22 protein-coding genes are annotated in these 22,428 nt (G+C 71.4%); 10 read left to right on the top strand and 12 right to left on the bottom strand.

The annotated features are described in order from the left end of the window. Positions 1-105 precede the first annotated feature (105 nt). From F5972_RS13765 to F5972_RS13780, 4 genes are all read right to left on the bottom strand, one after another. Positions 106-459 (bottom strand): STAS domain-containing protein, encoded by a 354-nt coding sequence (locus F5972_RS13765; protein WP_191910095.1) that lies wholly within the window; start codon positions 457-459, stop codon positions 106-108. A 202-nt stretch (positions 460-661) separates the two neighbouring features. Further along, positions 662-1,501 (bottom strand): SAM-dependent methyltransferase, encoded by an 840-nt coding sequence (locus tag F5972_RS13770; RefSeq protein WP_191910096.1) that lies wholly within the window; start codon positions 1,499-1,501, stop codon positions 662-664. A 163-nt stretch (positions 1,502-1,664) separates the two neighbouring features. Further along, positions 1,665-2,195, bottom strand: a complete 531-nt coding sequence (locus F5972_RS13775; protein WP_225311449.1) for a VOC family protein — start codon at positions 2,193-2,195, stop codon at positions 1,665-1,667. Between the two features lie 26 nt (positions 2,196-2,221). Then, positions 2,222-3,394, bottom strand: coding sequence for an ROK family transcriptional regulator (locus F5972_RS13780; RefSeq protein ID WP_150933834.1), 1,173 nt, complete (start codon positions 3,392-3,394; stop codon positions 2,222-2,224). Between the two features lie 107 nt (positions 3,395-3,501). On the opposite strand from F5972_RS13780, the gene xylA reads away from it, so the two are divergent. The 3 genes from xylA (at position 3,502) to F5972_RS13795 (ending at position 6,870) form a co-directional block, all read left to right on the top strand. Next, positions 3,502-4,647, top strand: coding sequence for a xylose isomerase (gene xylA / locus F5972_RS13785; protein ID WP_150933835.1), 1,146 nt, complete (start codon positions 3,502-3,504; stop codon positions 4,645-4,647). Between the two features lie 46 nt (positions 4,648-4,693). Further along, positions 4,694-6,073, top strand: a complete 1,380-nt coding sequence (gene xylB, locus F5972_RS13790) for a xylulokinase (protein ID WP_150933836.1) — start codon at positions 4,694-4,696, stop codon at positions 6,071-6,073. A gap of 140 nt (positions 6,074-6,213) precedes the next feature. After that, positions 6,214-6,870: a DUF998 domain-containing protein gene (locus F5972_RS13795; RefSeq protein ID WP_225311450.1), complete on the top strand. Its 657-nt coding sequence runs from the start codon at positions 6,214-6,216 to the stop codon at positions 6,868-6,870. On the opposite strand, the gene F5972_RS13800 is transcribed toward F5972_RS13795, so the two are convergent. The 4 genes from F5972_RS13800 to F5972_RS13815 are packed head-to-tail and all read right to left on the bottom strand — an operon-like array spanning position 6,842 to position 10,649. Continuing rightward, entirely contained in the window at positions 6,842-7,417 is a 576-nt protein-coding gene (locus F5972_RS13800) for a GTP-binding protein (RefSeq protein WP_150933837.1), read from the bottom strand. The two genes, F5972_RS13795 and F5972_RS13800, sit on opposite strands and share 29 nt — an antisense overlap. After that, positions 7,398-7,745: a DUF742 domain-containing protein gene (locus F5972_RS13805; RefSeq protein ID WP_225311451.1), complete on the bottom strand. Its 348-nt coding sequence runs from the start codon at positions 7,743-7,745 to the stop codon at positions 7,398-7,400. Before F5972_RS13805 ends, F5972_RS13800 begins: the two co-directional genes overlap by 20 nt. A 31-nt stretch (positions 7,746-7,776) precedes the next feature. Further along, positions 7,777-8,184: a roadblock/LC7 domain-containing protein gene (locus F5972_RS13810; RefSeq protein WP_030507694.1), complete on the bottom strand. Its 408-nt coding sequence runs from the start codon at positions 8,182-8,184 to the stop codon at positions 7,777-7,779. Further along, positions 8,181-10,649, bottom strand: coding sequence for a sensor histidine kinase (locus F5972_RS13815; protein ID WP_191910097.1), 2,469 nt, complete (start codon positions 10,647-10,649; stop codon positions 8,181-8,183). The genes F5972_RS13810 and F5972_RS13815 overlap by 4 nt, the downstream gene beginning before the upstream one ends. Positions 10,650-10,836: 187 nt before the next feature. Between F5972_RS13815 and F5972_RS13820 the strand changes: the two genes are divergently transcribed. From F5972_RS13820 to F5972_RS13835, 4 genes are all read left to right on the top strand, one after another. Next, complete coding sequence (locus F5972_RS13820) at positions 10,837-11,649, top strand: SDR family NAD(P)-dependent oxidoreductase (RefSeq protein ID WP_150933840.1); 813 nt, start codon at positions 10,837-10,839, stop codon at positions 11,647-11,649. A 113-nt stretch (positions 11,650-11,762) separates the two neighbouring features. Further along, positions 11,763-12,893: an acyltransferase family protein gene (locus F5972_RS13825; RefSeq protein WP_150933841.1), complete on the top strand. Its 1,131-nt coding sequence runs from the start codon at positions 11,763-11,765 to the stop codon at positions 12,891-12,893. Positions 12,894-12,945: 52 nt separating this feature from the next. Beyond that, positions 12,946-13,146 carry a hypothetical protein gene (locus F5972_RS13830; protein WP_150933842.1) on the top strand — a complete coding sequence of 67 codons (201 nt, stop codon included), beginning with the start codon at positions 12,946-12,948 and terminating at the stop codon, positions 13,144-13,146. A 48-nt stretch (positions 13,147-13,194) separates the two neighbouring features. Beyond that, positions 13,195-14,664 (top strand): flotillin family protein, encoded by a 1,470-nt coding sequence (locus F5972_RS13835; protein WP_204284775.1) that lies wholly within the window; start codon positions 13,195-13,197, stop codon positions 14,662-14,664. Between the two features lie 37 nt (positions 14,665-14,701). Here the strand turns inward: F5972_RS13835 and F5972_RS13840 are convergent, their stop codons facing one another. Continuing rightward, a complete protein-coding gene (locus F5972_RS13840; protein WP_150933843.1) occupies positions 14,702-15,700 on the bottom strand; it encodes an AraC family transcriptional regulator in 999 nt (332 codons plus the stop codon). 92 nt (positions 15,701-15,792) lie between these two features. On the opposite strand from F5972_RS13840, the gene F5972_RS13845 reads away from it, so the two are divergent. Then, on the top strand, positions 15,793-16,743 hold the full coding sequence (locus F5972_RS13845) for an NADP-dependent oxidoreductase (RefSeq protein WP_225311452.1): 951 nt from the start codon (positions 15,793-15,795) through the stop codon (positions 16,741-16,743). A gap of 19 nt (positions 16,744-16,762) precedes the next feature. Here F5972_RS13845 and F5972_RS13850 read toward each other — a convergent pair whose 3' ends face one another. After that, entirely contained in the window at positions 16,763-18,295 is a 1,533-nt protein-coding gene (locus tag F5972_RS13850; RefSeq protein WP_225311453.1) for an MDR family MFS transporter, read from the bottom strand. A 161-nt stretch (positions 18,296-18,456) separates the two neighbouring features. On the opposite strand from F5972_RS13850, the gene F5972_RS13855 reads away from it, so the two are divergent. Beyond that, positions 18,457-19,668: a cytochrome P450 gene (locus F5972_RS13855; protein WP_150933844.1), complete on the top strand. Its 1,212-nt coding sequence runs from the start codon at positions 18,457-18,459 to the stop codon at positions 19,666-19,668. 11 nt (positions 19,669-19,679) lie between these two features. On the opposite strand, the gene F5972_RS13860 is transcribed toward F5972_RS13855, so the two are convergent. Then, positions 19,680-20,144 (bottom strand): hypothetical protein, encoded by a 465-nt coding sequence (locus F5972_RS13860; protein ID WP_150933845.1) that lies wholly within the window; start codon positions 20,142-20,144, stop codon positions 19,680-19,682. Positions 20,145-20,232: 88 nt separating this feature from the next. Between F5972_RS13860 and F5972_RS13865 the strand changes: the two genes are divergently transcribed. Further along, positions 20,233-20,745, top strand: coding sequence for an NUDIX domain-containing protein (locus F5972_RS13865; protein WP_263641826.1), 513 nt, complete (start codon positions 20,233-20,235; stop codon positions 20,743-20,745). Positions 20,746-20,750: 5 nt separating this feature from the next. On the opposite strand, the gene F5972_RS13870 is transcribed toward F5972_RS13865, so the two are convergent. Then, entirely contained in the window at positions 20,751-22,379 is a 1,629-nt protein-coding gene (locus F5972_RS13870; protein ID WP_150933846.1) for an ABC-F family ATP-binding cassette domain-containing protein, read from the bottom strand. Between the last annotated feature and the right edge of the window lie 49 nt (positions 22,380-22,428).

The following is a 22,428-nucleotide window of genomic DNA, read 5'->3' on the forward strand; positions in this document are numbered from 1 at the left end:
CTCCTCGCGAGAGTCGGGGGGAACTCACGAATTACGGTAAAACGGCCGGACGACCGTCCTCCGATACTTTTCCTCCATCGGCGGCGGCGGAAACGCGCCGGATGCTCAGGCCATCGTGAAGGCGGGCCAGTCGAGCATGACCAGCAGCTTGCGCAGCGCGGGCCGCACGTTGTCGAGCTGGATGGGGTGGCCGACCGGTGAGTCGGACAGCACGGCCAGGGCGCGCAGGCCGTAGAGGTCGATGAACTTCAGTTCGGCCACGTCCACGGCCTGTGCGCCGGCCTTCGTCCAGGCCTTGTTCAGGGCGCCGGCGATGGCGTCGCCGTTGGTGAGATCGATCTGGCCGATCAGGCGGACCGACCCGTCCGCGGAGGTGCGGATGCTGAGTTGCGGGTCCGTGTAGAGCAGATTCTTGGTGCGAATAGTGCGAGTGGATTTAAACGACCCATTGACGGTCATGATGCGGTGCCGCCTTCCTGTAGAGGGGCAGCCACCTCCGAGCATCACCGTCCTCACCGACCGGTGTCAACCGAGCCGACAGCCGTACGGGGAGCAGGGCGGCCGCCACTCCGTCGCCGGACGTGACGCCGCCTGCACTGATACCCGTACGGTCCCGCGCGGGGACAGTGACCTAACTCACGTTTATTCCGCGACGATGATCTCAGGGCTTGCGGGCCAGGCCACCGACGAACGTGTGATAGGTGATTCCGCGGTCCACCGGCTCGCCGGGGTCCGGCCGCCACTCCGCGAGCGGGACCACGCCGGGCTCCAGGAGTTCCATGTCGCCGAAGTACGCGAGGATCTCGTCCCGGTTGCGCCACCGGCCGGTGCCGAGGTTCTCGTTGAACAGCTTCTCGGCGGTGGTCGCCTGCGCCGAGACCTCGGGCATGGACGGGCCCGGGTTGTGGAAGTGGGACAGCGCCATGTAGCTGCCGGACGGCAGGGCCTCCCGGAAGCGGGCGGCGATCGCGTGGGGGTCCTCGTGGTCGTTGACGTGGTGCAGGATCGCGAAGAGCAGCAGGGCCACCGGCTGCGTGAAGTCGATGAGGTCGTTCACCGCGGGGTGGTTCAGGATCGACTCCGGGTCGCGGACGTCGGCCTCGATGACCGTGGTGCTCCCGTTCGTGGCGAGCAGCGCCCGGCCGTGGACGAGCACGATGGGGTCGTTGTCGACGTAGACGACCCGCGAGTCGGGAGCGGCCGCCTGGGCGACCTGGTGCACGTTGCCCTGGGTCGGCAGGCCGGAGCCGATGTCGAGGAACTGCCGGATGCCCGCCTCGGCCGCCAGGTGGCGGACGACGCGCCGGAGGAAGGCGCGGTTCGACCGGCCGGCCGCGGGGGCGTCCGGCGCGATCTTCAGGGTCGCCTCGCCGATCTCGCGGTCGATGGCGAAGTTGTCCTTGCCGCCGAGGAAGAAGTCGTAGACACGGGCGATGCTCGGCTTGCTCGTGTCGATTCGGGCCGCTCTCGCGGCGGCCTCGCGCTGGGCGTCGTCGTCCACGATCCGTCCTGTCCCCTCGCCGTACCGGTTCAGATCGCGATCATGCTAGAGCCGGACGAGGGACGAGGGAGGGGATTTGCGACAAGTGGTATGGATAGGACGGTCAATGAATACAAGGCTGTTACATGCAGCCTTTCTGACCTGTCTTATGTAGGAGTTTCGGTCAGACGCTGACGCCGACCCCGCCGCGCGTGTGCGCGCCGTACCGCTCCAGCTCCCGGGCCAGGTCGAGCGGCCTGATCGTGGTGCGCCCGGCCAGCAGCTCGTCGGTGATCAGGTCGGCGGGCACGAGCCACGAGACCTCGAACTCCAGCCCGTCGGGGTCCTTCGCGTAGAGGGCCTTGGTGGTTGCGTGGTCGGACGCGCCGACCAGGGCGTTCATCGCGGCCAGCCGGGTCGCGACACGGTCGAGCTCGGCGAGCGTGTCGACCTCCCACGCGAGGTGGTAGAGCCCCACCGTCGCCCGGCCCGCCGACGACGGCCCCGCCTGCGCGCCGATCTGGAAGAGCCCGAGGTCGTGGTCGTTCGACGACCCTTCGGCCTGCAGGAACGCCGCCCCGGGGAGTGCGTTGACGACGCGGAAGCCGAGCGCCTCCCGGTAGAAGGCCACGCTGCGGTCGACGTCCCGCACATAGAGCACCGCGTGGTTGAGCCGCTGGACCGGCATGACGCCCTCCCGTTTGCTTGAGCTCATTACTTGAGCTTTCAAGTAAGTCTAGCTCAGGCGTGCAAAAGGGCGGCGGGATCGGCCATGACCTGCTCGATCACCTGACCGGCCGCGCCGAGGGCGGCCGCCTCCGCGCCGAGCCGCGACACGATCACCGGCGGCACGGTGCCGCGCATCTGGCCGAGGCGGGCCCGCAGCGTGTCCCCGACCACGTCGCCGATCCAGCGGAAGAGCGGCGCGTAGATCCCCCCGAGGACGATGGCGCCGGGGTCCACCAGGTTGATCGCCGACGACAGGGCCACCCCGAGCGCCCACGCCGCCCGCTCGCAGGCCTCCCGCGCCTTCTCGTCGCCCTCCCGCAGGCGCTGGGCCACCTGAGCGACGCCGAGCTGGCCGCGCACGCCCCCGGCGGTGGCCAGCAGGGCGTCCTGCCCGGCGTACTGTTCGAGGCATCCCCGGCCGCCGCAGCGGCACTGCGGCCCGTCGGGCGCGACCACGACGTGCCCGAGCTCGCCGGCGAAGCCGTGCGCCCCCCGGAAGAGCCGGCCGCGGACGACGAGCCCGGCCCCGATGCCGATCTCTCCTGAAACATGCAGGAAATCGGGCAGCCCCGACCCGAACCACAGCTCCCCGAGCGCGGCCAGGTTCGCCTCGTTCTCGACGCGTACGGGGAAGGGGAAGTGCCGGAGCAGCGACGCCAGCGGGACGTCGCGCCAGCCCAGGTTGGGAGCGTTCCGGACGTCGCCGGTGGTCCGGTCCACGGGGCCGGGCACGGCCAGCACCCCGCCGACCACCCGGAGGCCCTTCTCCACAGCTTCGTCCACAACGTTCGCGGCCAGATTCCCAAGTCGCGCGATGCTGTCCACAGGGGGTGCGGCGCGGTTGTCCACAGCCTGTGTACGGCGCAGCCGCACGGTCCGGGCGAGGTCGACCACGCACACGGACAGGTAGTCGACGTTCACCTCCAGGCCGAGGGCGGCCACGCTGCGCCCGCTGATCCGGATCTCGACCCCGGGCCTGCCGCGCTCGCCGTCCCGGACGGCGCCGGTCTCCACCACCAGGCCGCCCTCGATGAGGTCGCCGACCAGCTTGGAGACGGTCGTCTTGGTCAGGCCCGTTATCTCGGCGAGGGCGGCCCGCGTCACCGCGCCGCGCGCGCCCACCTCGCCCAGCACGAGCGCCAGGTTCCGGGCGCGCATCGCGTCGTGTCGTACGGCCTGCGACATCACACCCTCCACTATCGGGCGTTGAAGACCTGGACACGCCCTCTTGACCCGGAGCCCGCTACGTCGGAATATTTAGTCCACAACATAGACTAATTCGGAGGCGACTCATGTACACCCCCACTCCCGAGGACCGTTTCACGTTCGGGCTGTGGACCGTCGGCTGGCAGGCGCGCGACCAGTTCGGCGACGCGTCCCGGGCCCCGCTGGACCCGGTCGAGAGCGTCCACCGCCTGGCCGAGCTCGGCGCGTACGGTGTGACCTTCCACGACGACGACCTCCTCGCGGTGGAGCCGGACCGGGCCAGGGCGATCGAGAACTTCAAGAAGGCGCTGGCCGACACCGGCATGAAGGTGCCGATGGCCACCACCAACCTGTTCACCCACCCGATCTTCAAGGACGGCGGGTTCACCAGCAACGACCGCGAGGTCCGGCGTTACGCGCTGCGCAAGGTGATCCGCAACATCGACCTCGCCGCCGAGCTGGGCGCGAAGACGTACGTGTGCTGGGGCGGCCGTGAGGGCGCGGAGTCCGAGGCCGCCAAGGACGTGCGGGTCGCGCTCGACCGCTACAAGGAGGGCTTCGACCTCCTCTGCCAGTACGTGATCGACAAGGGCTACGACATCCGCTTCGCGGTCGAGCCCAAGCCGAACGAGCCGCGCGGCGACATCCTGCTCCCGACGATCGGGCACGCCCTGGCGTTCATCAACTCGCTGGAGCACCCCGAGATGGTGGGCCTCAACCCCGAGACCGGCCACGAGCAGATGGCCGGCATGAACTTCGTGCACGGCATCGCCCAGGCGCTGTGGCACGGCAAGCTGTTCCACATCGACCTCAACGGCCAGCACGGCCCGCGGTTCGACCAGGACCTCATCTTCGGCCACGGCGACGTGAAGAACGCGTTCTTCCTCGTCGACCTGCTGGAGAACGGCGGCTACGACGGCCCGCGCCACTTCGACTACAAGCCGCTGCGCACCGAGGACAAGGAAGACGTCTGGGAGTCGGCCGCGGCCAACATGCGGACCTACCTCATCTTCAAGGAGAAGTCGAAGGCCTACCGCGCCGACCCCGAGGTGCAGGCGGCGCTGGAGGCCAGCAGGTACAACGAGCTGGCCCAGCCGACCCTCGCCGCCGGTGAGACGTACGAGGACGTCCTCGCCGAGTCGATCGACGTGGACGCGGCGGCGGAGCGCGGCTTCCACTTCACCCGGCTGAACCAGCTCGCGATCGAGCACCTCCTCGGCGTCCGCGGCTGACCGGCCGGCCGACAGACGGAGCGAGAGACAGAGTGAGGGGACGACTGTGACGCTCGTGGCAGGGGTCGACTCATCGACCCAGAGCTGCAAAGTCGTGATCCGGGACGCGGAGAGCGGGGCCCTCGTGCGCGAGGGCCGCGCCCCCCACCCGGAGGGCACGGAGGTCCATCCCGAGCACTGGTGGACCGCCCTGCAGAGCGCGATCGAGCAGGCGGGCGGCCTGGCGGACGTCGCCGCCGTCAGCGTGGGGGCCCAGCAGCACGGCATGGTCTGCCTCGACGAGGACGGCGAGGTGGTCCGGCCCGCGCTGCTGTGGAACGACACCCGGTCGGCCGGGGCCGCGGCCGACCTGGTCGCCGAGCTGGGCGGACCGAAGGCGTGGGCCGAGGCCGTCGGCAGCGTGCCGGTGGCGTCGTTCACGGTGACCAAGCTCCGCTGGCTCGCCCGCGAGGAGCCGGACAACGCCCGCCGTACGCGGTCGGTCTGTCTCCCGCACGACTGGCTCACCTGGCGGCTCGCCGGGCGGCCGGACACGATCGCGACCGACCGGGGCGACGCCTCCGGCACCGGCTACTGGTCGCCCGCCACCGGTGAGTACCGCACCGACCTGCTGGAACTCGCCATGGGCCGGGTGCCGGAACTGCCCCGCGTGCTCGGTCCGGCCGAGCAGGCGGGTACGGCCGAGCAGGGCGGCGCGCTGCTCGCGCCCGGCACCGGCGACAACATGGCGGCGTCGCTCGGCGCCGGCATGCGGCCCGGTGACGTGGTGGTGTCCATCGGCACGTCGGGCACGGCCTTCGCCGTCTCCGAGACGCCGTCCGCCGACGCGGCCGGGCTGGTCGCGGGGTTCGCCGACGCCACCGGGCGGTACCTCCCGCTGGTCTGCACGCTGAACGCGGCGCGGGTGCTGGACGCCACGGCCCGGATGCTGCGGGTCACGCCCCAGGAGCTGAGTGACCTGGCTCTGCGGGCCCCCGCCGGTGCGGACGGGCTGGTGCTCGTGCCGTACCTGGAGGGAGAGCGCACCCCCAACCGGCCCGACGCGACCGGGTCCCTGCACGGGCTGCGCCTGTCCAACTCCACCCCGGAGCACCTGGCCCGGGCCGCGGTCGAGGGCATGCTGTGCGGGCTCGCCGACGCGCTGGACGCGCTCGGCGTCGAGCCCGCCAGGGTGCTGCTCATCGGCGGCGGCGCGCGCTCGGAGGCGGTGCGCCGGATCGCGCCCACCGTGTTCGGGCGTCCGGTGCTCGTCCCCACCCCCGGGGAGTACGTCGCGGACGGCGCCGCCAAGCAGGCCGCCTGGCTGCTGTCCGGCGCGCCGGAGCCGCCCCACTGGGAGCCGGGCGGCACGTCGGGTGGCACCGAGCGGTACGAGGGCGACCCCACTCCCGGCCTGCGCGAGCGCTACCACGAGGCGGCGGAGTAGACGCCGCGCAGGATAGACGTCCGGGGTGGGGTCCACGCGACCCCGGGGACCCCACCCTGAGACGACCCTGATCCCCTATCGGGGTGATGTACGCGTTGTCCCGGATGTTAGAAACGGGCCGTACGCGGGATTCTGAAGTTATGGTCAAGAGGATCTATCCCCTGCTCGCCGGCTGCGGCATGGTGCTCGCCGTCGCCACCGTCGTGGCGGCGCAGGTTGGCGGGGAACCCTCGCTGGATCCCGTCTCCATGACGATCAGCCAGTACGCGGCGCGGGACGACGGCGGCGTGATCGAGACGGCCATGGCCGTCCTCGGCCTGGCCTCGCTCGCCCTGCTCGCCGGGATGCGCGCGGTGCACGCGCCCGTGGACGGCTGGCCCGCCCGCCTGATCGGCCTGTGGAGCGCCTCTCTCATCGGCGCGGCGGTCATCCCGTCGGACACGAGCTGGCAGGGCGACCTGCACGGACTCCTGTCGGCGGCCGCCTTCGTGAGCGTGCCCGCCGCCGCGATCCAGCTCGTGGGCCGGCTCGGCCAGGACGAGCGGTGGCAGGTCGTCGCCCGGCCGCTCGAATGGCTCGCGCTCGCCTCCGGCCTCGGCCTCGCGGCCATCACCTACGTCGCGCTGCCCGGCCACGGCGTCATGATCGGCCTGGTGGAGCGGCTGCTGCTGGCCGCCGAGGTGTCCGTCCTCGGGCTGCTCGCCCTGCGGCTCGTCCAGCTCACCTGGGGCCGCCGCCCCGCGAGCGGAACGGCGGCCGTCATGCCGATCAGCGCTGGGCGGCCGTCAGCATCTTGAGCGCGTGCTCCACGAGGGTGACGAGCACGACCTTCGCCGAGGCGCGCCGTCGTACGTCGCAGAGCAGGACGGGCACCTCCGGATCGAGGTCGAGGGCGATCCGCACGTCGTCGGCCTCGTGCTGATCCGCACCGTCGAAGCAGTTCACCGCCACGATGAACGGCGTGCCGCGCTGTTCGAAGTAGTCGATGGACGGGAAGCAGTCGGTCAGTCTCCGGGTGTCGGCCAGCACGACCGCGCCGAGCGCGCCGTAGCTGAGCTCGTCCCACATGAACCAGAAGCGCTCCTGCCCGGGGGTGCCGAACAGGTAGACCACCAGGCCTTCCCTGATGGTGATGCGTCCGAAGTCCATCGCGACCGTGGTGGTCGTCTTGGCTTCCACGCCGTCGATGTCGTCGACGCCGACGCCGCGGTCGGACAGCACCTCCTCCGTACGGAGAGGGCGAATCTCGCTGATCGCGCCGACCAGCGTGGTCTTGCCGACGCCGAAGCCGCCGGCCACCAATATCTTGAGGGCGACCGGCTCCTCAGAGGGCGCGAAGGCCATTGATCACTTCCTTGAGAATGCGCTCGCTTGGCAGCGGCGCCACTTTGCCCGGAGCCCGTGCCTCGACGAGTCCCAGGTCGAGGAGATCCCCGATCAGGACACGTACCACGCCCAGCGGCAGGTCGATGTCGGACGCGATGTCCGCCACCGACGCGCCGCCGCGCGCGAGGTCGAGGATCCGTCGCTGCTCGGGACCTATCCCGGACAGGTCCCTGCGTGAACCCGTGGTGGTCACCATCGTGATGAGATCGAGTTTCACGCCGGAGTGCCGCGCCCGGCCCCCTGTCAGCGCGTACGGCCGGACCAAGGGCCCGGCCTCCTCGTCCATCCATTGGGGTCCCGTCATATGCCCGCCCGTCTCACGGGGAGATCCGGCGCGGGTTGGTGGAGATGTGCTGGCCCACTCGCTTGACCAGCATCGCCATCTCGTACGCGATGTGGCCGACGTCGGCGTCGGAGGCGGCCAGGACGGCCAGGCAGGTGCCCTGCCCGGCGGCGGTGACGAAGAGGAACGCCGCCTCCATCTCGACGATGGTCTGCCGCACCTCGCCACCGCCGAAGTGCCGCCCGGCGCCCCTGGCCAGGCTCTGGAACCCGGCGGCGACCGCCGACAGGTGTTCCGCGTCCTCCCGGCTCAGCCCCTGGGAGGCTCCCACGACGAGGCCGTCGGTGGAGAGGATCACCGCCTGGCGGACGGCGGCGACCCTGCTGATGAGATCGTCGAGCAGCCAGTTCAGTTCGCCGGTCGACGTCGCTTTGCCGGTCATGCGTCACCCTTCTCGCCGTGCGTGTTGTGTGCGTGGTCACCGGGTGCTACCCCACCCGGCTGGTCGGAGTCCTCCCGGCCCCGGCGCGCTCCGCTCTGGAAGGCGGCGAACACGGCCCTGGCCTCCTCGGGCGACCGCTCCTCCATGGGAGGGGCGGACAGCGGCGGCTGCGTCGGTTGCGTGGACGGGGTGCGTAGCTGCGGAGCGATGTTGGCCTGACGGACCCGGCGCGGCAGACCGGCGTGGGTCCCGTTGGCAGCCGATCCCCTTGCCCGGGACGCGGTGCCGTTTCCTGCGCCGTTCCCGGCGCCGTTTCCTGTGCCGTTCGATGTGCCGTTCGAGGTGCCGTTCGCGGCGACCGGCTCCGGCCTGGAGACGGGCGTCGGGACGGCTGTGGGAACGGGCGTCGGGACGGGGGTGGGGAACGGGGTGGGAGCGGGCGGGGCCTCGCGTACCGAGGTGGGCACGGCCTCGGTCCGCAGGGCGGCCGGGGTGAAGAACGGGGACGACTCGGGGCCCTCCGCGGCTCCGGCTGGATCCCACACCCGTCCCGCGACGGCCTCCCGGAGCGTCTCCGGCGTGATCTCCGGTGCGGGCTTGGCGTGGGCGCCGCGGGAGGGCGGTGGTCCCTCGATCGCCGCGGGCGCGCCGTCCTCCACGACGAGGGTGCGGGGGATGAGCACGATCGCGGTCGTCCCGCCGTACGGCGACCCGCGCAGCACCACCCGCACCCCGTGCCGGACGGCGAGCTGGCTGACGACGAAGAGCCCGAGCCTGTCGCTGTCGGCCAGGTCGAACTCCGGCGGGTCGGTCAGCCGCGTGTTGATCTCGTCGTACTCCTCGGGGGCGAGGCCCAGGCCGCGGTCCTCGACCTCGATCGCGAGCCCGTTGGCGACGAGCTCCCCGCGGACCTCCACCCTGGTGTGCGGCGGCGAGAAGACGGTGGCGTTCTCCATCAGCTCGGCGATCAGGTGGACGAGGTCGGCCACGGCCGCGCCGGTGAGGGTGGCGGCCGGCATCGGGGCCATCGTGATCCGGGTGTAGTCCTCCACCTCGGAGATCGCCGCGCGGACCACGTCGATGAGCGGCACCGGCTTGCGCCAGGCGCGTCCCGGCGTGGCCCCGGACAGGATGATCAGGCCTTCCGCGTGCCGCCGCATGCGGGTGGTGAGGTGGTCGAGCCGGAACAGGTCCTCCAGCGCCTCCGGGTCCTCGGCCCGGCGCTGCATCGTGTCGAGCAGCGTGAGCTGGCGGTGCAGCAGGGTCTGCTTGCGCCGGGCCAGGTTGAGGAAGACCTGGCCGACGCCGCGGCGGAGGGCGGCCTGACCGACGGCGGCCTCCACGGCGGTGCGCTGCACGGAGCCGAACGCGTGGGCGACGTCCTCGACCTCGCTGGACCCCGTCGCGTTGATCGGGGGCGCCTCGGCCTCGACGTCCACCTCCTCGCCGCGCCGCAGCTTCTCGACGACGCGCGGCAGCCGTACGTCGGCGAGGTCGAGCGCGGCGTCGCGCAGCCCGGCGAGGTCACGGGCGAGACGGCGGCCGAACCGTACGGAGAAGATGATCGTGGTCACGATGACGACGAGGCCGAGCCCTCCGGCGACCAGGATGCGGAGCAGGATCCCGGTCGCGACCGAGGTGGCGTTCGTGTTGAGCGCGTCCGACGCCTTCACGCGGGCCGAGTCGAGCCTGAGGATCAGCTGGTCGACGGTCGCCGACCACTTCTGGGCCTCCGGCGGGACCGGCCCGCCGGTGCGCACCCGGTTGACGAGCAGGTTCTCCAGCGCCGTGAAGCGGTCGAACAGCGGCGAGGTGAGCTCCTGCTCGTACGGCGCGCGCATGTCGCCGGTCAGGACCGCGCGGTTCTTCCGGTAGAGGAACCGGCGGGTGGAGACCCACTCGCTGAACGCGGTCTGCTCCTCGCCGGTCATCATGCCGCTGGCGAGCGCGCCGCGGATGAGGGCGTCCTCGCGGCTGATCATCTCGTGCGCGTTGCCCATTCCCTGCATCGCGCTGGCCTGCTGGAAGACCGTCAGGTCGGGGACCGAGACCAGCCTCTCGTACAGCGCGAACATGTCGTCCATGATCGCGTTGTAGGAGTTGATGGCGTAGAGCCGGTCCGCCTGGCCGAGCGAGACGGACTCACGGATCGAGGGCAGGCGTTCGAGAGAGGACAGCAGGGCGTCCAGGGGCGCCACGAGGTCCTCGCCCATGGCGTCACGGGTGGACTCCTCGTTGGCGGTCTTCCTGAACCTGTCCACCGAGGCGGTGGTCTTGGCCTGCTGTGTGTTGAGCGCACCGGAGGCCGTCTGGCCGCTGCTCAGCACCCCCGCGGTCAGCGCGCGTTCGGCCTGGATCTGCAACCCGAGGTCGGTGGAGGCGATGCCGATGGTGTCGTACAGCGTCTTGGAACGCAGGAGGATGACACCGTCGCCGACCGTGAGTTTTAGGGCAAACCCCCACATAGCACTCAACATGAGCAATGGTAGGAGCAGCAGTAAGAAGATCTTGAACCGAATCGAGCGGTTTTTTGAACCCATATGGCCACTCCTGCAGTGCTGGAGGCTGTGCCGCATTTATGGGGGAATGCACCTCCGGAAGATCGCACAGAAGGCTAGCACCGATACACTCCGCGCGCAGGAGGAGGAAACCATGATTACTGTGATCACTGGGGCTGGTGCCGGAATCGGTGCAGCTTCCGCCCTTGATCTCGCCCGGCTAGGTCATCAAATCGTGCTCGTCGGGCGCACTCCCGAGAAGGTGAGCGCCGTCGCGGACCGGGCCGCGGAGGCCGGCGGCGCCCGTCCGGACACCCTCGTGGCCGACTTCTCCTCACTCGACCAGGTGCGCCGGCTGGCCGCGGACCTGCTGGCCCGCTACGAACGCATCGACGTGCTGGTCAACAACGCGGGCGTCATGACGCCCGACCGGCGGACGACGGTGGACGGCAACGAGCTGATGATGCAGGTCAACCACCTTGCGCCGTTCCTGCTCACGAACCTGCTCGCCGACCGGCTCGCGGCGTCGTCCGCCCGGGTCGTCACCACCTCGTCGCGGGCCGCGAAGTTCGGCCGCCTCGACCCCGCCGACCTGTCCAGGGAACGGCAGCGCTGGAACGGCTGGCAGCAGTACGGCGACTCCAAGCAGGCCAACGCGTTGTTCACCGTGTCGCTCGCCGAGCGCGGGCTCGCCGCCACGTGCCTGCACCCGGGGGTGCTGAAGACGTCCTTCGCGGACGGCACGCTCTTCATGAAGATGGTGTGGCGCGTTCCCGGGGTGGGTGAGCCGGTCGAGGCCGGCGCCGCCAGGATCGTCCACCTCGTCACCCACGCCGACGGCGTGGACCACCCGGGCCGTTACTTCGTCAAGAACGCCCCCGTGCGGGTGCCGGCGCGGATGTCCGACCCCGCCCTCGCCGCCGCCCTCTGGGACGCCAGCGCCGCCGCCACCGGACTGTCCGGCTGACCCGGCCGGCGGGCCGACGGGCCGACGGGCTCCGAAGAGTTCGGGGAGTGTTCGCCGGGGGTTGCGCCGGTGCTCACGGACGGGTGAGTGACGGATGACTAGGGTCCGGCCGCATGACCGTGACCGCTCCCGCGCGCACGTCCGGCCCGGCGGCCCCCGCCCGCGACCCGCTGCTGGACAACGCCAAGTTCCTGGCCATCGTGCTCGTCGTCTCCGGGCACCTCGTGGAGGACCTGCGGGACGTCCCCGCGGCGCACGCGCTCTACTTCTACGTCTACCTCTTCCACATGCCGCTGTTCATCGTGATCAGCGGCTACCTGTCGCGTAACTTCACGTTCTCCGCGGGCAAGGCGCGCAAGCTCATCAGCGGCCTGGCCGTGCCGTACGTCATCTTCGAGGTGGCCTACTCGCTGCCCCGCTGGTTCCTGTACGGCAAGCTGGAGATCAGCCTGCTCGATCCGTACTACCTGACCTGGTTCCTGATGTCGCTGTTCCTCTGGCGGCTGTCCACCCCGGTCTGGCAGCAGTTGCGGCATCCTCTGGTCGTCGCGGTCGGGCTGTCGCTGCTGTCGGGGACGAGCGCGCTGCCGGACGAGCTGTCGATGAACCGCACCTTCGGCCTGCTGCCGTTCTACGTGCTCGGCCTCATGCTCACCCCCGGTCACCTGGAGATGCTGCGCGGGCGGGTGGCCGCGATCACGGGTGGCGCCGTGCTGGCCGCGGCGCTCGCCGGGGCCTTCGCCGTGCACCGGCTCGTGCCGACGGAGTGGATCCGCTGGCGCCACTCCAACCACCAGATCGGCGTGGACGACCTGACCGGCACCCTGATCAGGCTCGCCATGCTGGCGGCGGGCTTCCTGCTGGTCCTGGCGTTCCTCGCACTGACCCCGGACCGCCGCACCTGGTTCTCCGGCCTCGGCGCCGCCACCATGTACGCCTATCTGCTGCACGGCTTCGCGGTGAAGGTCACCGAGCGCTTCCACGACGCGCTCGTCAATCCGCTCGGCGTGGCGGCGATGGTGGCGCTCGGCGCCGTGCTGGCGGCCCTGCTGTGCACCTCCCCGGTACGGCGGGCCTTCCGGTGGGCGGTCGAGCCGGACGTCTCCTGGGCGTTCACGACGCTGCGCCGGCCCGGTCAGCGGCGCGGTCGGCGGCCCGGCAGACGCCGGGCGGAACTCCCAGGGCCGCATGGACGTTTTCCGGGCGATGGTGCAGAACACGGCGAAGCGCGCAATCCGGGGTAGCGTACGCATTCGCGGTGCGGCCAGGTGTGGTGAAAACGACGGGGTGACGCGGGTGGTCGGCAGACAGGGCAGGGTCACGGGCAGGATCGGTCCCGGCCTCGTCGGCGAGGTGATGGTCCCCATCCGCGGGGGTGTCGAGGCGTTCTACGCCTATCCGAGCGTCCCGGACGAGGAGATCCCGGTGGGGTCCATCGTCGTCGTCGTGGAGTACTCGCCCCCGCGCAGCGTCTACGTCGCCCGCGCGATCGTCTGACCCGCACCCTCCTCCTCTCTCTTCCCCCCCACTGGACGGAGGCTCCCATTGTCCTCGGAGATCGTGGTCGTGGGCGGCGTCGCCATCGTCGCCCTGATCGTCCTCATCATGCTGTTCAAGGCCATCTGGCGGGTGGCCGAGCCCAACGAGGCGCTCATCATCTCGGGCCTCGGCGCCCACACGAGGAACGAGCTCGCCGACAGCCTGGGCTTCAAGATCGTGACCGGTAAGGGCACCGCCGTGCTGCCCGGCTTCCAGACCTCCCGGCGGCTGCGGCTCGACAGCCGGGCCACGAACCTGCAGGTCAACTGTGTGACCCAGCAGGGCATCCCGGTCCAGGTGCGTGGTGTCATCATCTACAAGGTGGGCGACGACTTCAGCAGCATCGCGAACGCCGCCCGGCGCTTCCTCGACCAGCAGGACTCGATGAACGGCGCCATCCACGAGCTGTTCACCGGTCACCTGCGCTCGATCATCGGCAACCTGACCGTCGAGGATCTCATTCTGAACCGGGAGCGGCTCACCAGCGAGACCCGCAGCTCCGCGGCCGACGAGATGAGCAAGCTCGGCCTGGTGGTCGACTCGCTGCAGATCCAGGAGATCGAGGACGAGACCGGCTACATCACGAACCTGGGCAAGCCGCACGCCGCGAAGATCGCCGCGTCCGCCCGCATCGCGGAGGCGCAGCGCGACCAGGAGGCCACCGAGGCCGAGCAGATCGCGGCGGCGAACAAGGCCGCCGCGTGGCGTGACGCGCAGATCAAGCAGGCCTCCTACCAGGCGGAGATCGACGAGGCGCAGGCGCGGTCGCGGCAGTCCGGCCCGCTGTCGGAGGCGACGGCCCGTCAGGAGGTCGTCGTCCAGGAGACCCGTACGGCCGAGCTGGAGGCCCAGCTCTCCGAGCAGCGGCTCCAGTCGCAGGTGCGCAAGCCCGCCGACGCCAAGGCGTACGAGACCGTGACGCTGTCGCAGGCCGAGCGTGACGCGCGCATCGCGCAGGCCGAGGCGGAGGCGAAGGAGACCGAGTTGCGGGCCGTCGCGCAGGCGTCGCAGGTCAAGCAGGCGGCCGCGGCCGATGCCGAGTCGGTGCGGCTGCGCGGTGAGGCCGCCGCAGCCGCGACCAGGGCGACCGGTCTGAGCGAGGCCGAGGCCGCCAAGGCACGCGGTCTCGCGGAGGCCGAGGCCGCCAAGGCGCGCGGTCTGGCCGAGGCCGAGGCGATCAGGGCCCGCTCCGAGGCGCTGCGGGAGAACCAGGAAGCCGTCATCGCCCAGCAGCTCGCCGAGAACTGGCCGCAGATCGTGGAAGCCGGGGCGAAGGCGTTCGGCAACGTCGACCACATGGTGGTCCTCAACGGCGCCCAGGGCATCGAGGAGATGCTGGCCAAGGCGCTCACGCTGGGCGGCACCGGGCTGGGCCTGGCGCGCACCCTCCTGGCCGGCGGCTCGCCCGCGACGGCCTCCCAGCAGGAAAGCGCGAGCGTGAACGGCGCCGAGCACCCCGTCAAGCCCATCGCCTGATCGAGGGCGGGCTGGTCAGCCGTAGCGTTCGTCCCCGTCATCCGGACGGGGACGAACGCCGGCGATAGAGGCCGGGGGCGGTGCCGTAGACGCGTTTGAAGGCGGTGCCGAAGGCGTACTCCGAGCTGTAACCGACACGGGCGGCTATCTCGGCCAGCCCGGCGTCGGAGTCCCGCAGCAGCCGCGCCGCCGTGGTCATGCGCCACCAGGTCAGGTACGTCAGCGGCGGCCGGCCGACCAGGGCGGTGAAGCGGGCGGCGAAGGCGGCACGGGACATCCCGGCCTCCCGGCCCAGCGACTCGACCGTCCACGGCCGGGCCGGGTCCTGGTGAGCGGCGTGCAAGGCGGTGCTGACCGCCGGATCGGACAGCGCGGCCGCCCATCCGGTGGCCGCGCCCCGGGCGAGTTGCCCGTCGAACCAGGCCCGCAGGATGTAGAGCAGGAGCATGTCCAGCAGCGCGGGGACGACGGCGTCCGTCCCTGGGCGGGGAGCGGCGATCTCACGGCCGAGGATGGCGACGATCGCGCCCAGCTCGGCCGTCGCGTCCGCGGCGGCCTCCGGTCCGTCTCCGGTCATCGAGGTGGCGCGGGTCGGAATATGGATGAGGCCGGGCAGGTCGTGCAGCAGCGGGTGCGTTCGCCGCGGGTCGAGGCGATACCCGCCGCACAAGGTCACCGTGGCCGCCGCGCCGCCGTCCGGGGTGTCCGGTTCCGCCGAGTCGTTCACGAACAACGCCAGGTCCTCGGCCGTCGGGTCGCAGGCGGTGAAGGCGAGGGGCGTGGCGGGCGAGTCGGCCAGGCCGTACGGGTGACCCTGCGAGAAGAAGACCACGTCTCCGGCGGACAGCGGGACCGGCGCGGCGCCGGTGTCGTCCTCCTGCGGGATGAGCCAGCACGAGCCCTGCAGGATCACCTGGAAACCCGCTGCCCCCGGCACCGCCGGGAACCGCTGTCCCCAGACGCCGCGCCGTTGCACGCGTGCCGCGTTCGGCCGCCCGGTACGCATGACGGAGATGACATCGCTGAGCACGTCCATGCCGATCACTCTACGGAAGACCAGACGATCGCGTATCAAATCCAGACCTCACGACATTGGACGTCTGGCTGGGCCGTCCTACCGTCGCACTCATGACACACAAGAGCAGCCGCGCCACGATGCGGGCCGCCCGCATCCACGAGTACGGCGACGCGTCCGTGATCCGCCAGGAGGAGATCCCGATCCCCACGCCCGGCCGGGGCGAGGTGCTGATCGAGGTGGCGGGCACCTCGTTCAACCCGTCCGAGATCGGGCTGCGCTCGGGGCTGCTGCGGACGGTGGTGCCGGAGATGGCGGGCCTCCCGCTACCGCACACGCTCGGGTGGGACGTCTCGGGCACCGTGGTGGCGACCGGGGCGGGGGTGTCCTGGCCGCGCCCGGGGGACAGGGTCATGGGCCTGCTGGAGGGCGGGGCGGCGGCGGAGTACGCTGTCGCGCCCGCGCGGCTGCTGGCCCCGGCGCCGATGGTCGTCCCGCTCGCGGACGCCGCCGCGATCCCCGTGGCGGGGCTGACGGCATGGCAGGCGGTGTACGAGCACGGCCGGATCGCACCGGGGCGGCGTGTGCTGGTCAACGGGGCGGGCGGTGGGGTGGGGATGTTCACCGTGCAGCTCGCCAGAAGGGCCGGAGCGACGGTGATCGCCACGGCCGGGAACGCGCGCAGCGCGGCGGCGGTCCGGGCCTGCGGAGCCGACGAGGTGGTGGACTACCTGACCGATTCCCTGCCCGGGGACCTGGACGTGCTGCTCAACCTCGTCCCGTTCGCGCCCGGCGCCGGGCCGGCTCTGGCCCGGCTGGTACGCCCCGGAGGCCACCTCGTCTCGATCACCGCGCCCGTTCAGCCGCCCCCGGGCTCGCGAGTCACCGCCACACGATTCGTGACCCGCAACGACGTGGATCAGCTGACCGAGATGGCCGCCCTGGTGGACGCGGAGGAGATCGTCGTCGACGTCGCCGAGCGGCGCCCCCTGGCGGATCTGGCGGCCGTACACCGGATGGCGGAAGCCGGCCGGACCCGGGGCAAGGTCGTCATCGAGCTCTGATCCGCGGGGGCCGTCTCCGTCAGTCGAACGACAGCTCCGTCGTACGGCGGGGCATGAGCAGCAGCGCACCGACGCTGAGCACGGCCACGACGACGAGCGCGATGAAGATGTGGTGGACGGCGTCGTACAACGCCCCCCGGACGAAGGACGCGGCGGCCGAGTGGGCCGCCGCGCCCTGGGCGTTCAGCACCAGGCTCGTGGCGTCGAGGCTGTCCGGAAGCCGCCCCGCCGCGGAGTCGGCGAGGGAGGCCGGCGGGTGGGCGAAGCGGTCCGACAGCGTCGCGTTGGAGATGGCGCCCAGCATCGCGGCGCCGACCGTGCTGCCGATCGAGCGGGAGAACATGTTCGTCGCGGTGACCACGCCGCGGCGCTCCCAGCCGACGACCGACTGCACGGCGACCATCGTGGGGCTGGCCGACAGCCCGAGGCCGACGCCGACCACGAAGCAGGCGGCGGCGACCTGCCAGATCATCGCGTTCCGGCCGAGCAGCGCGCACAGCACGGTGCCGGCCACCACCACGACGACGCCGATCAGCGCTGTGTCGCGGAACCCGATGCGCATGTAGAGGCGGCCGGAGAACGTCGCCGCGAGCGGCCAGCCGATGGTCAGCGCGGCCAGGGCGAAGCCCGCCACCAGCGCGCCGGTGCCCAGCACCCCCTGCGCGTACGTCGGGACGTACGACGTGAGCCCGATGGTGAGGGCGCCGACGCCGACGGAGACCAGGTTGCCCCCGTTCAGCGTGCGGCGGCGGAACACCCACAAGGGCAGCACCGGTTCGGCCGCGCGGCGCTCGGCGAGGACGAAAGCCGCGATCAGCAGCGCCCCCGCCGCGAAGATCAGGATGCTGGGCGCGGAGTTCCACTCCCAGGCGACCCCGCCCTCCAGCAGGCCGAGGATGAGCAGCGAGGAGCCGCCGGTCAGCAGCACGGCGCCCAGATAGTCGACGCGGTGGGAGCCGCGCCTCACCTGCTCCTTGAAACGGCGGGCGAGCACCCAGGCGGCCACCGCGCCGAGCGGCAGGTTGATGAAGAAGATCCAGCGCCAGGAGACGTACTCGGAGAACACGCCGCCGAGCGTCGGGCCGACGACCGCCGAGATGCCCCACACACTGGCGAGGTAGCCCTGGACCCGGGCCCGCTCCTCGACCGAGTAGAGGTCGCCGGCCATCGTGATGCTGATGGGCTGCACCGCCCCGGCGCCGATGCCCTGGATCGCCCGGAACGCGATCAGCGCGGGCATGCTCCAGGCCACCCCGCACAGCACCGACCCGAGCAGGAACGCGGCGATCCCGAAGAACATCACCGGCTTGCGCCCGAAGACGTCGGCCAGCTTGCCGTAGATGGGCACGGTGACGGCCTGGGTGAGCAGGTAGATCGAGAACAGCCACGGGAACTGTGAGAACCCGCCGAGGTCACTGACGACCGAGGGCACCGCGGTCGCGATGATCGTGCTGTCCAGCGCCACCAGTCCGGTACACAGCATGATGGCGGCGAGGACGGGACCGCGTTCCGACCGTAGCCCGATGCCCTTCGATGTCGTCGTCGTGGTCACAGACAGAACTCCCTCGGCACAGCGGTTTCGTTATGCGCAACCGTCACCGTATGTCAGAACATTCCAGAGCTGTTGACGGGGCCTGTTGACGGCCCCGGCGACATTTCGTACGTTCCGCGTAGGCCGCCCCCCCGGGCGCCCCCGACTGGGAAGGGGTTGCGATGGCCACCGAGCTGAGCCCAGATGGGGGGCCGGACATCGTGCCGGGCCCGCTCGCCACGCCGTCGCCGGAGCTCGCCCGCCGGCGTGAGTCGGGGCCGCTGGAGCCGGCGACCATGCCCAGCGGCGACCGCGTCCCGATGGCCGTCCGGTACGAGGACGTCCGCGCCCTGCTGGCCTCGCCCGCGTCCAGCCGCAATCTCCGCCTGCCCGGGCTGCCGCGGTTCGTGAGCGGCGTCGGCATCGACGACGATCCGGACGCGCTGGTCAACCAGGATCCACCCGAGCACACGCGCTACCGCCGGATCATGCACGGCACCTTCACCCCGCGCCAGATCGAACCGTGGCGTCCCCGCATCGCGAAGATCGCCGAGGACCTCCTCGACGGCCTGGGCGACGACTTCGACCTGGTCCAGGGATACGCGCTGCGGCTACCGGCCCATGTCATCTGCGAGATGCTCGGCGTGCCGATGGACGACTACGAGAAGTTCGTCCGGTGGACGGACATGTTCCTGACCACCTCCACGGCCGACGAGCGGGTGCGCGGGGAGGCCTACACCGGCTTCATGACCTACGCCGCCGAACTGGTCGCCCGGCATCGCCTCTCGCCCGGGCAGGACCTCATCGACCTGCTCATCCAGGCCAGGGACGAAGGCGACCGGCTGTCGGAGGGCGAGCTCGTCAACACCGTCTTCTCCCTGATCACGGCCGGGTACGAGACGACGGCCTCGATGATCGCCCGTGGTGTGTTCCGGTTGCTCCTGCACCGGAGCCAGTGGGACGAACTGGTCGCGGACCCCGCCCTGACGGCCACCGCCGTCGAGGAGGTCCTGCGCTTCGACGGGCCGCCCGCCAACGCCTTCATGCGCCGCGTCACCGAGGACACCGAACTGCCCAGCGGCCCGCTGACCGCGGGGACGGTCGTCATGCCGAACCTGAACGCGGCCAACCACGACCCGCGGGCGTTCCCCGAGCCCGGCCGGTTCGACATCCACCGTTTCACCGGCCACCCGCCCAACCCGCATGTGGCGTTCGGGTACGGCCCGCACCGCTGCCTGGCCGCCAGCCTCGCCAGGGTCGAGCTCACCGAGGCGTTCAGAGCCCTGGTCACCCGGCGGCCCGCCCTCCGCCTGGCCACTCCGCCGGAGTCGGTGACATGGGCCGACGGCCTGGTCCTCCGGCCGGTCGCCCTGCACGTCACCTCGGCTGGGTAACGCCGGCGGGCTTATCCGGCGGCTTCCTGGTCTTCCTGGGCTTTCTGGTCCTCGGGCGCGCCGGCGAGTGCGCGGGCGGCCGCCACTTCGTCGCCGTCCCAGCCCCAGTGGCCTTCGCTCCGGTGCCGGGCCTGTTCGTCGATCCATCGCTGGTGCGCCTCCCAGGCCGACTGCTTGGTGGTTCCCAGCGCGGCGCCGATCTGCGACCACGAGGCTCCGGCCCTGCGAGCCGATCGGACCGTGAGCTGACGCCCGTAGCTCGCCTTCCGTGCGATCACCTCGCCCAGCGCGAGAAGCTCCAGCGTCTCCTCCCGCGTCAGGGGCTCGGCGTCCTCGTCGCCGGACAAGGGTCCGAGATCGTCCTCCCCGTCCTCCTCGGCCGGTGAGGCGAGGGCCTCGCGAGTGCGGAGCGCGTCATGGCGCGCGGCCGCGGTCAGCAGTGTGAACTGACGCTCAAGCTCTTCAGGAGTAGTCATGCCATCAAGCATTGCGTCAGGTTACCCTGACGTCAAGCTGTCCTGACGTCAAGCTGTCCGGGCGGTGAATCTTGCTACCCTCGCGAGCGTGGCGATCAGGAACTCCCACTGCTCCTTCTGCGGAGCGGCCTACGCGCCCGGCCGGCCCTGGCCGAGGACCTGCCAGGAGTGCGGGAACACGAGCTATCTCAACCCCCTGCCGGTCGCGGTCATGGTGCTTCCGGTGGACAGCGCCCGGACGTCTGGCCTTCTCGTGGTCCGCCGGGCGGTCGAGCCGCACCGCGGCCTGCTCGCCTTGCCCGGCGGCTTCGTCGACATCGGCGAGTCCTGGCAGCAGGCCGCCGTACGGGAGGTCCGCGAGGAGACGGGCGTTGTCGTCGACGCGGCCGGTGTGCGGCTGTTCGACGTGCTCAGCGCGCCCGACGGCACCGTGCTGATCTTCGGCCTCGGGCCGCGCACGACCGCGGACGCACTCCCGCCGGTCGCGCCCACCGCGGAGACCAGCGAGTGGGTGGTGATCGACACCCCTCAGGAGCTGGCGTTCCCGCTCCACACGCAGGTCGTGGCCCGCTACTTCAGCCGTGAGGCTCACCAGCCGTAGCGGGCTCAGCCCTCGCGGATCCGGCCGGCCTCGACGACGACACGGCGGGTCGTGTGGACGGCCTTCAGCATGCGCCGGTCGTGGGTGACGAGCAGCAGGGTTCCCGTGTACGAGGCGAGTGCCGACTCCAGTTGTTCGATCGCCGCGAGGTCGAGATGGTTGGTGGGCTCGTCCAGGACGAGCAGGTTGACCCCACGGGCCTGGAGGAGGGCGAGGGCCGCCCGCGTGCGCTCGCCCGGTGACAGCGTTGCCGCCGGGCGCAGCACGTGGTCGGCGCGCAGGCCGAACTTGGCCAGCACCGTGCGGACGTCGGCGGGCGGCAGGTCGACGAGCGCGCCGAACGCGCCGAGCAGCGGCTCGTCGCCCTCGAAGAGGGCGCGCGCCTGGTCGACCTCGCCGACGACCACGCCGGGGCCGAGCGCCGCCGTGCCCTCATCGAGGGCCACCCGGCCGAGCAACGCGCCGAGCAGGGTGGTCTTGCCCGAGCCGTTCGCGCCGGTGATCGCGATCCGGTCCGCCCAGTCGATCTGCAGGTCGACGGGCCCGAGCGTGAAGGAGCCACGTCGCACGACCGCGCCGCGCAGCGTCGCGACCACGGCCCCGGAGCGGGGGGCGGCGGCGATCTCCATCCGCAGCTCCCATTCCTTGCGCGGCTCCTCGACGACATCCAGCCGCTCGATCATGCGCTCGGTCTGCCGGGCCTTGGCCGCCTGCTTCTCCGTCGCCTCGGTGCGGAACTTCCGTCCGAGCTTGTCGCCGTCGGGGGCCTTGCGACGCGCGTTCTTGACGCCCTTCTCCATCCAGGCGCGCTGGGCCCTGGCCCGGGCTTCCAACGAGGACCTGGTGTCGGCGTACTCCTCGTACTGCTCGCGTTCGTGCCTGCGGGCGACCTCGCGCTCCTCCAGGTAGGCGTCGTACCCACCGCCGTACGCCCGGACCTGCTGCTGGGCGAGGTCGAGCTCGACCACCCTGTTCACCGTACGGGCGAGGAACTCGCGATCGTGGCTGACGACCACCGTTCCGGCGCGCAGCCCTGTCACGAAGCGTTCGAGCCGGTCCAGGCCGTCGAGGTCGAGGTCGTTGGTGGGCTCGTCGAGCAGGAACACGTCATAACGGCTGAGCAGCAGCGAGGCCAGCCCCACCCGGGCCGCCTGCCCGCCGGACAGGGACGCCATCTCCTGCTCCGGGCCGACCGTGAGCCCGAGGTCGGCGGACACCTCCGCGGCCCGCTCCTCCAGGTCGGCGCCGCCCAGGGCGAGCCACCGATCGAGCGCCTCGGAGTACGCGTCGCCGGCATCGCCGGCGACGAGCGCCTCGGTGGCCGCGTCGAGGGCCCGCTGTGCGGCGGCGACCCCGGTTCGGCGGGCGAGGAAGGCGGCGACGGTCTCACCCGGCCGCCGTTCGGGCTCCTGCGGCAGGTGGCCGACGTTGGCCGCGGGCGGGCTGAGCCGTACGCTGCCGTGCTCGGGGGCGTCGAGGCCGGCCAGCAGGCGCAGCAGCGTCGACTTGCCCGCGCCGTTGACTCCCACCAGCCCGACGACGTCCCCGGGCGCGACGACCAGATCGAGATCCGTGAACAGGACGCGGTCGCCGTGCCCGGCGGCGAGTTCCTTCGCGACAAGAGTGGCGCTCATCAGGACACCGACCCTACTGGGTCCCGACGGGGGAGCCCGCACAGTCCTG

The sequence above is a fragment of the Microbispora cellulosiformans genome, from assembly GCF_008728085.1.
GTDB lineage: Bacteria > Actinomycetota > Actinomycetes > Streptosporangiales > Streptosporangiaceae > Microbispora > Microbispora amethystogenes.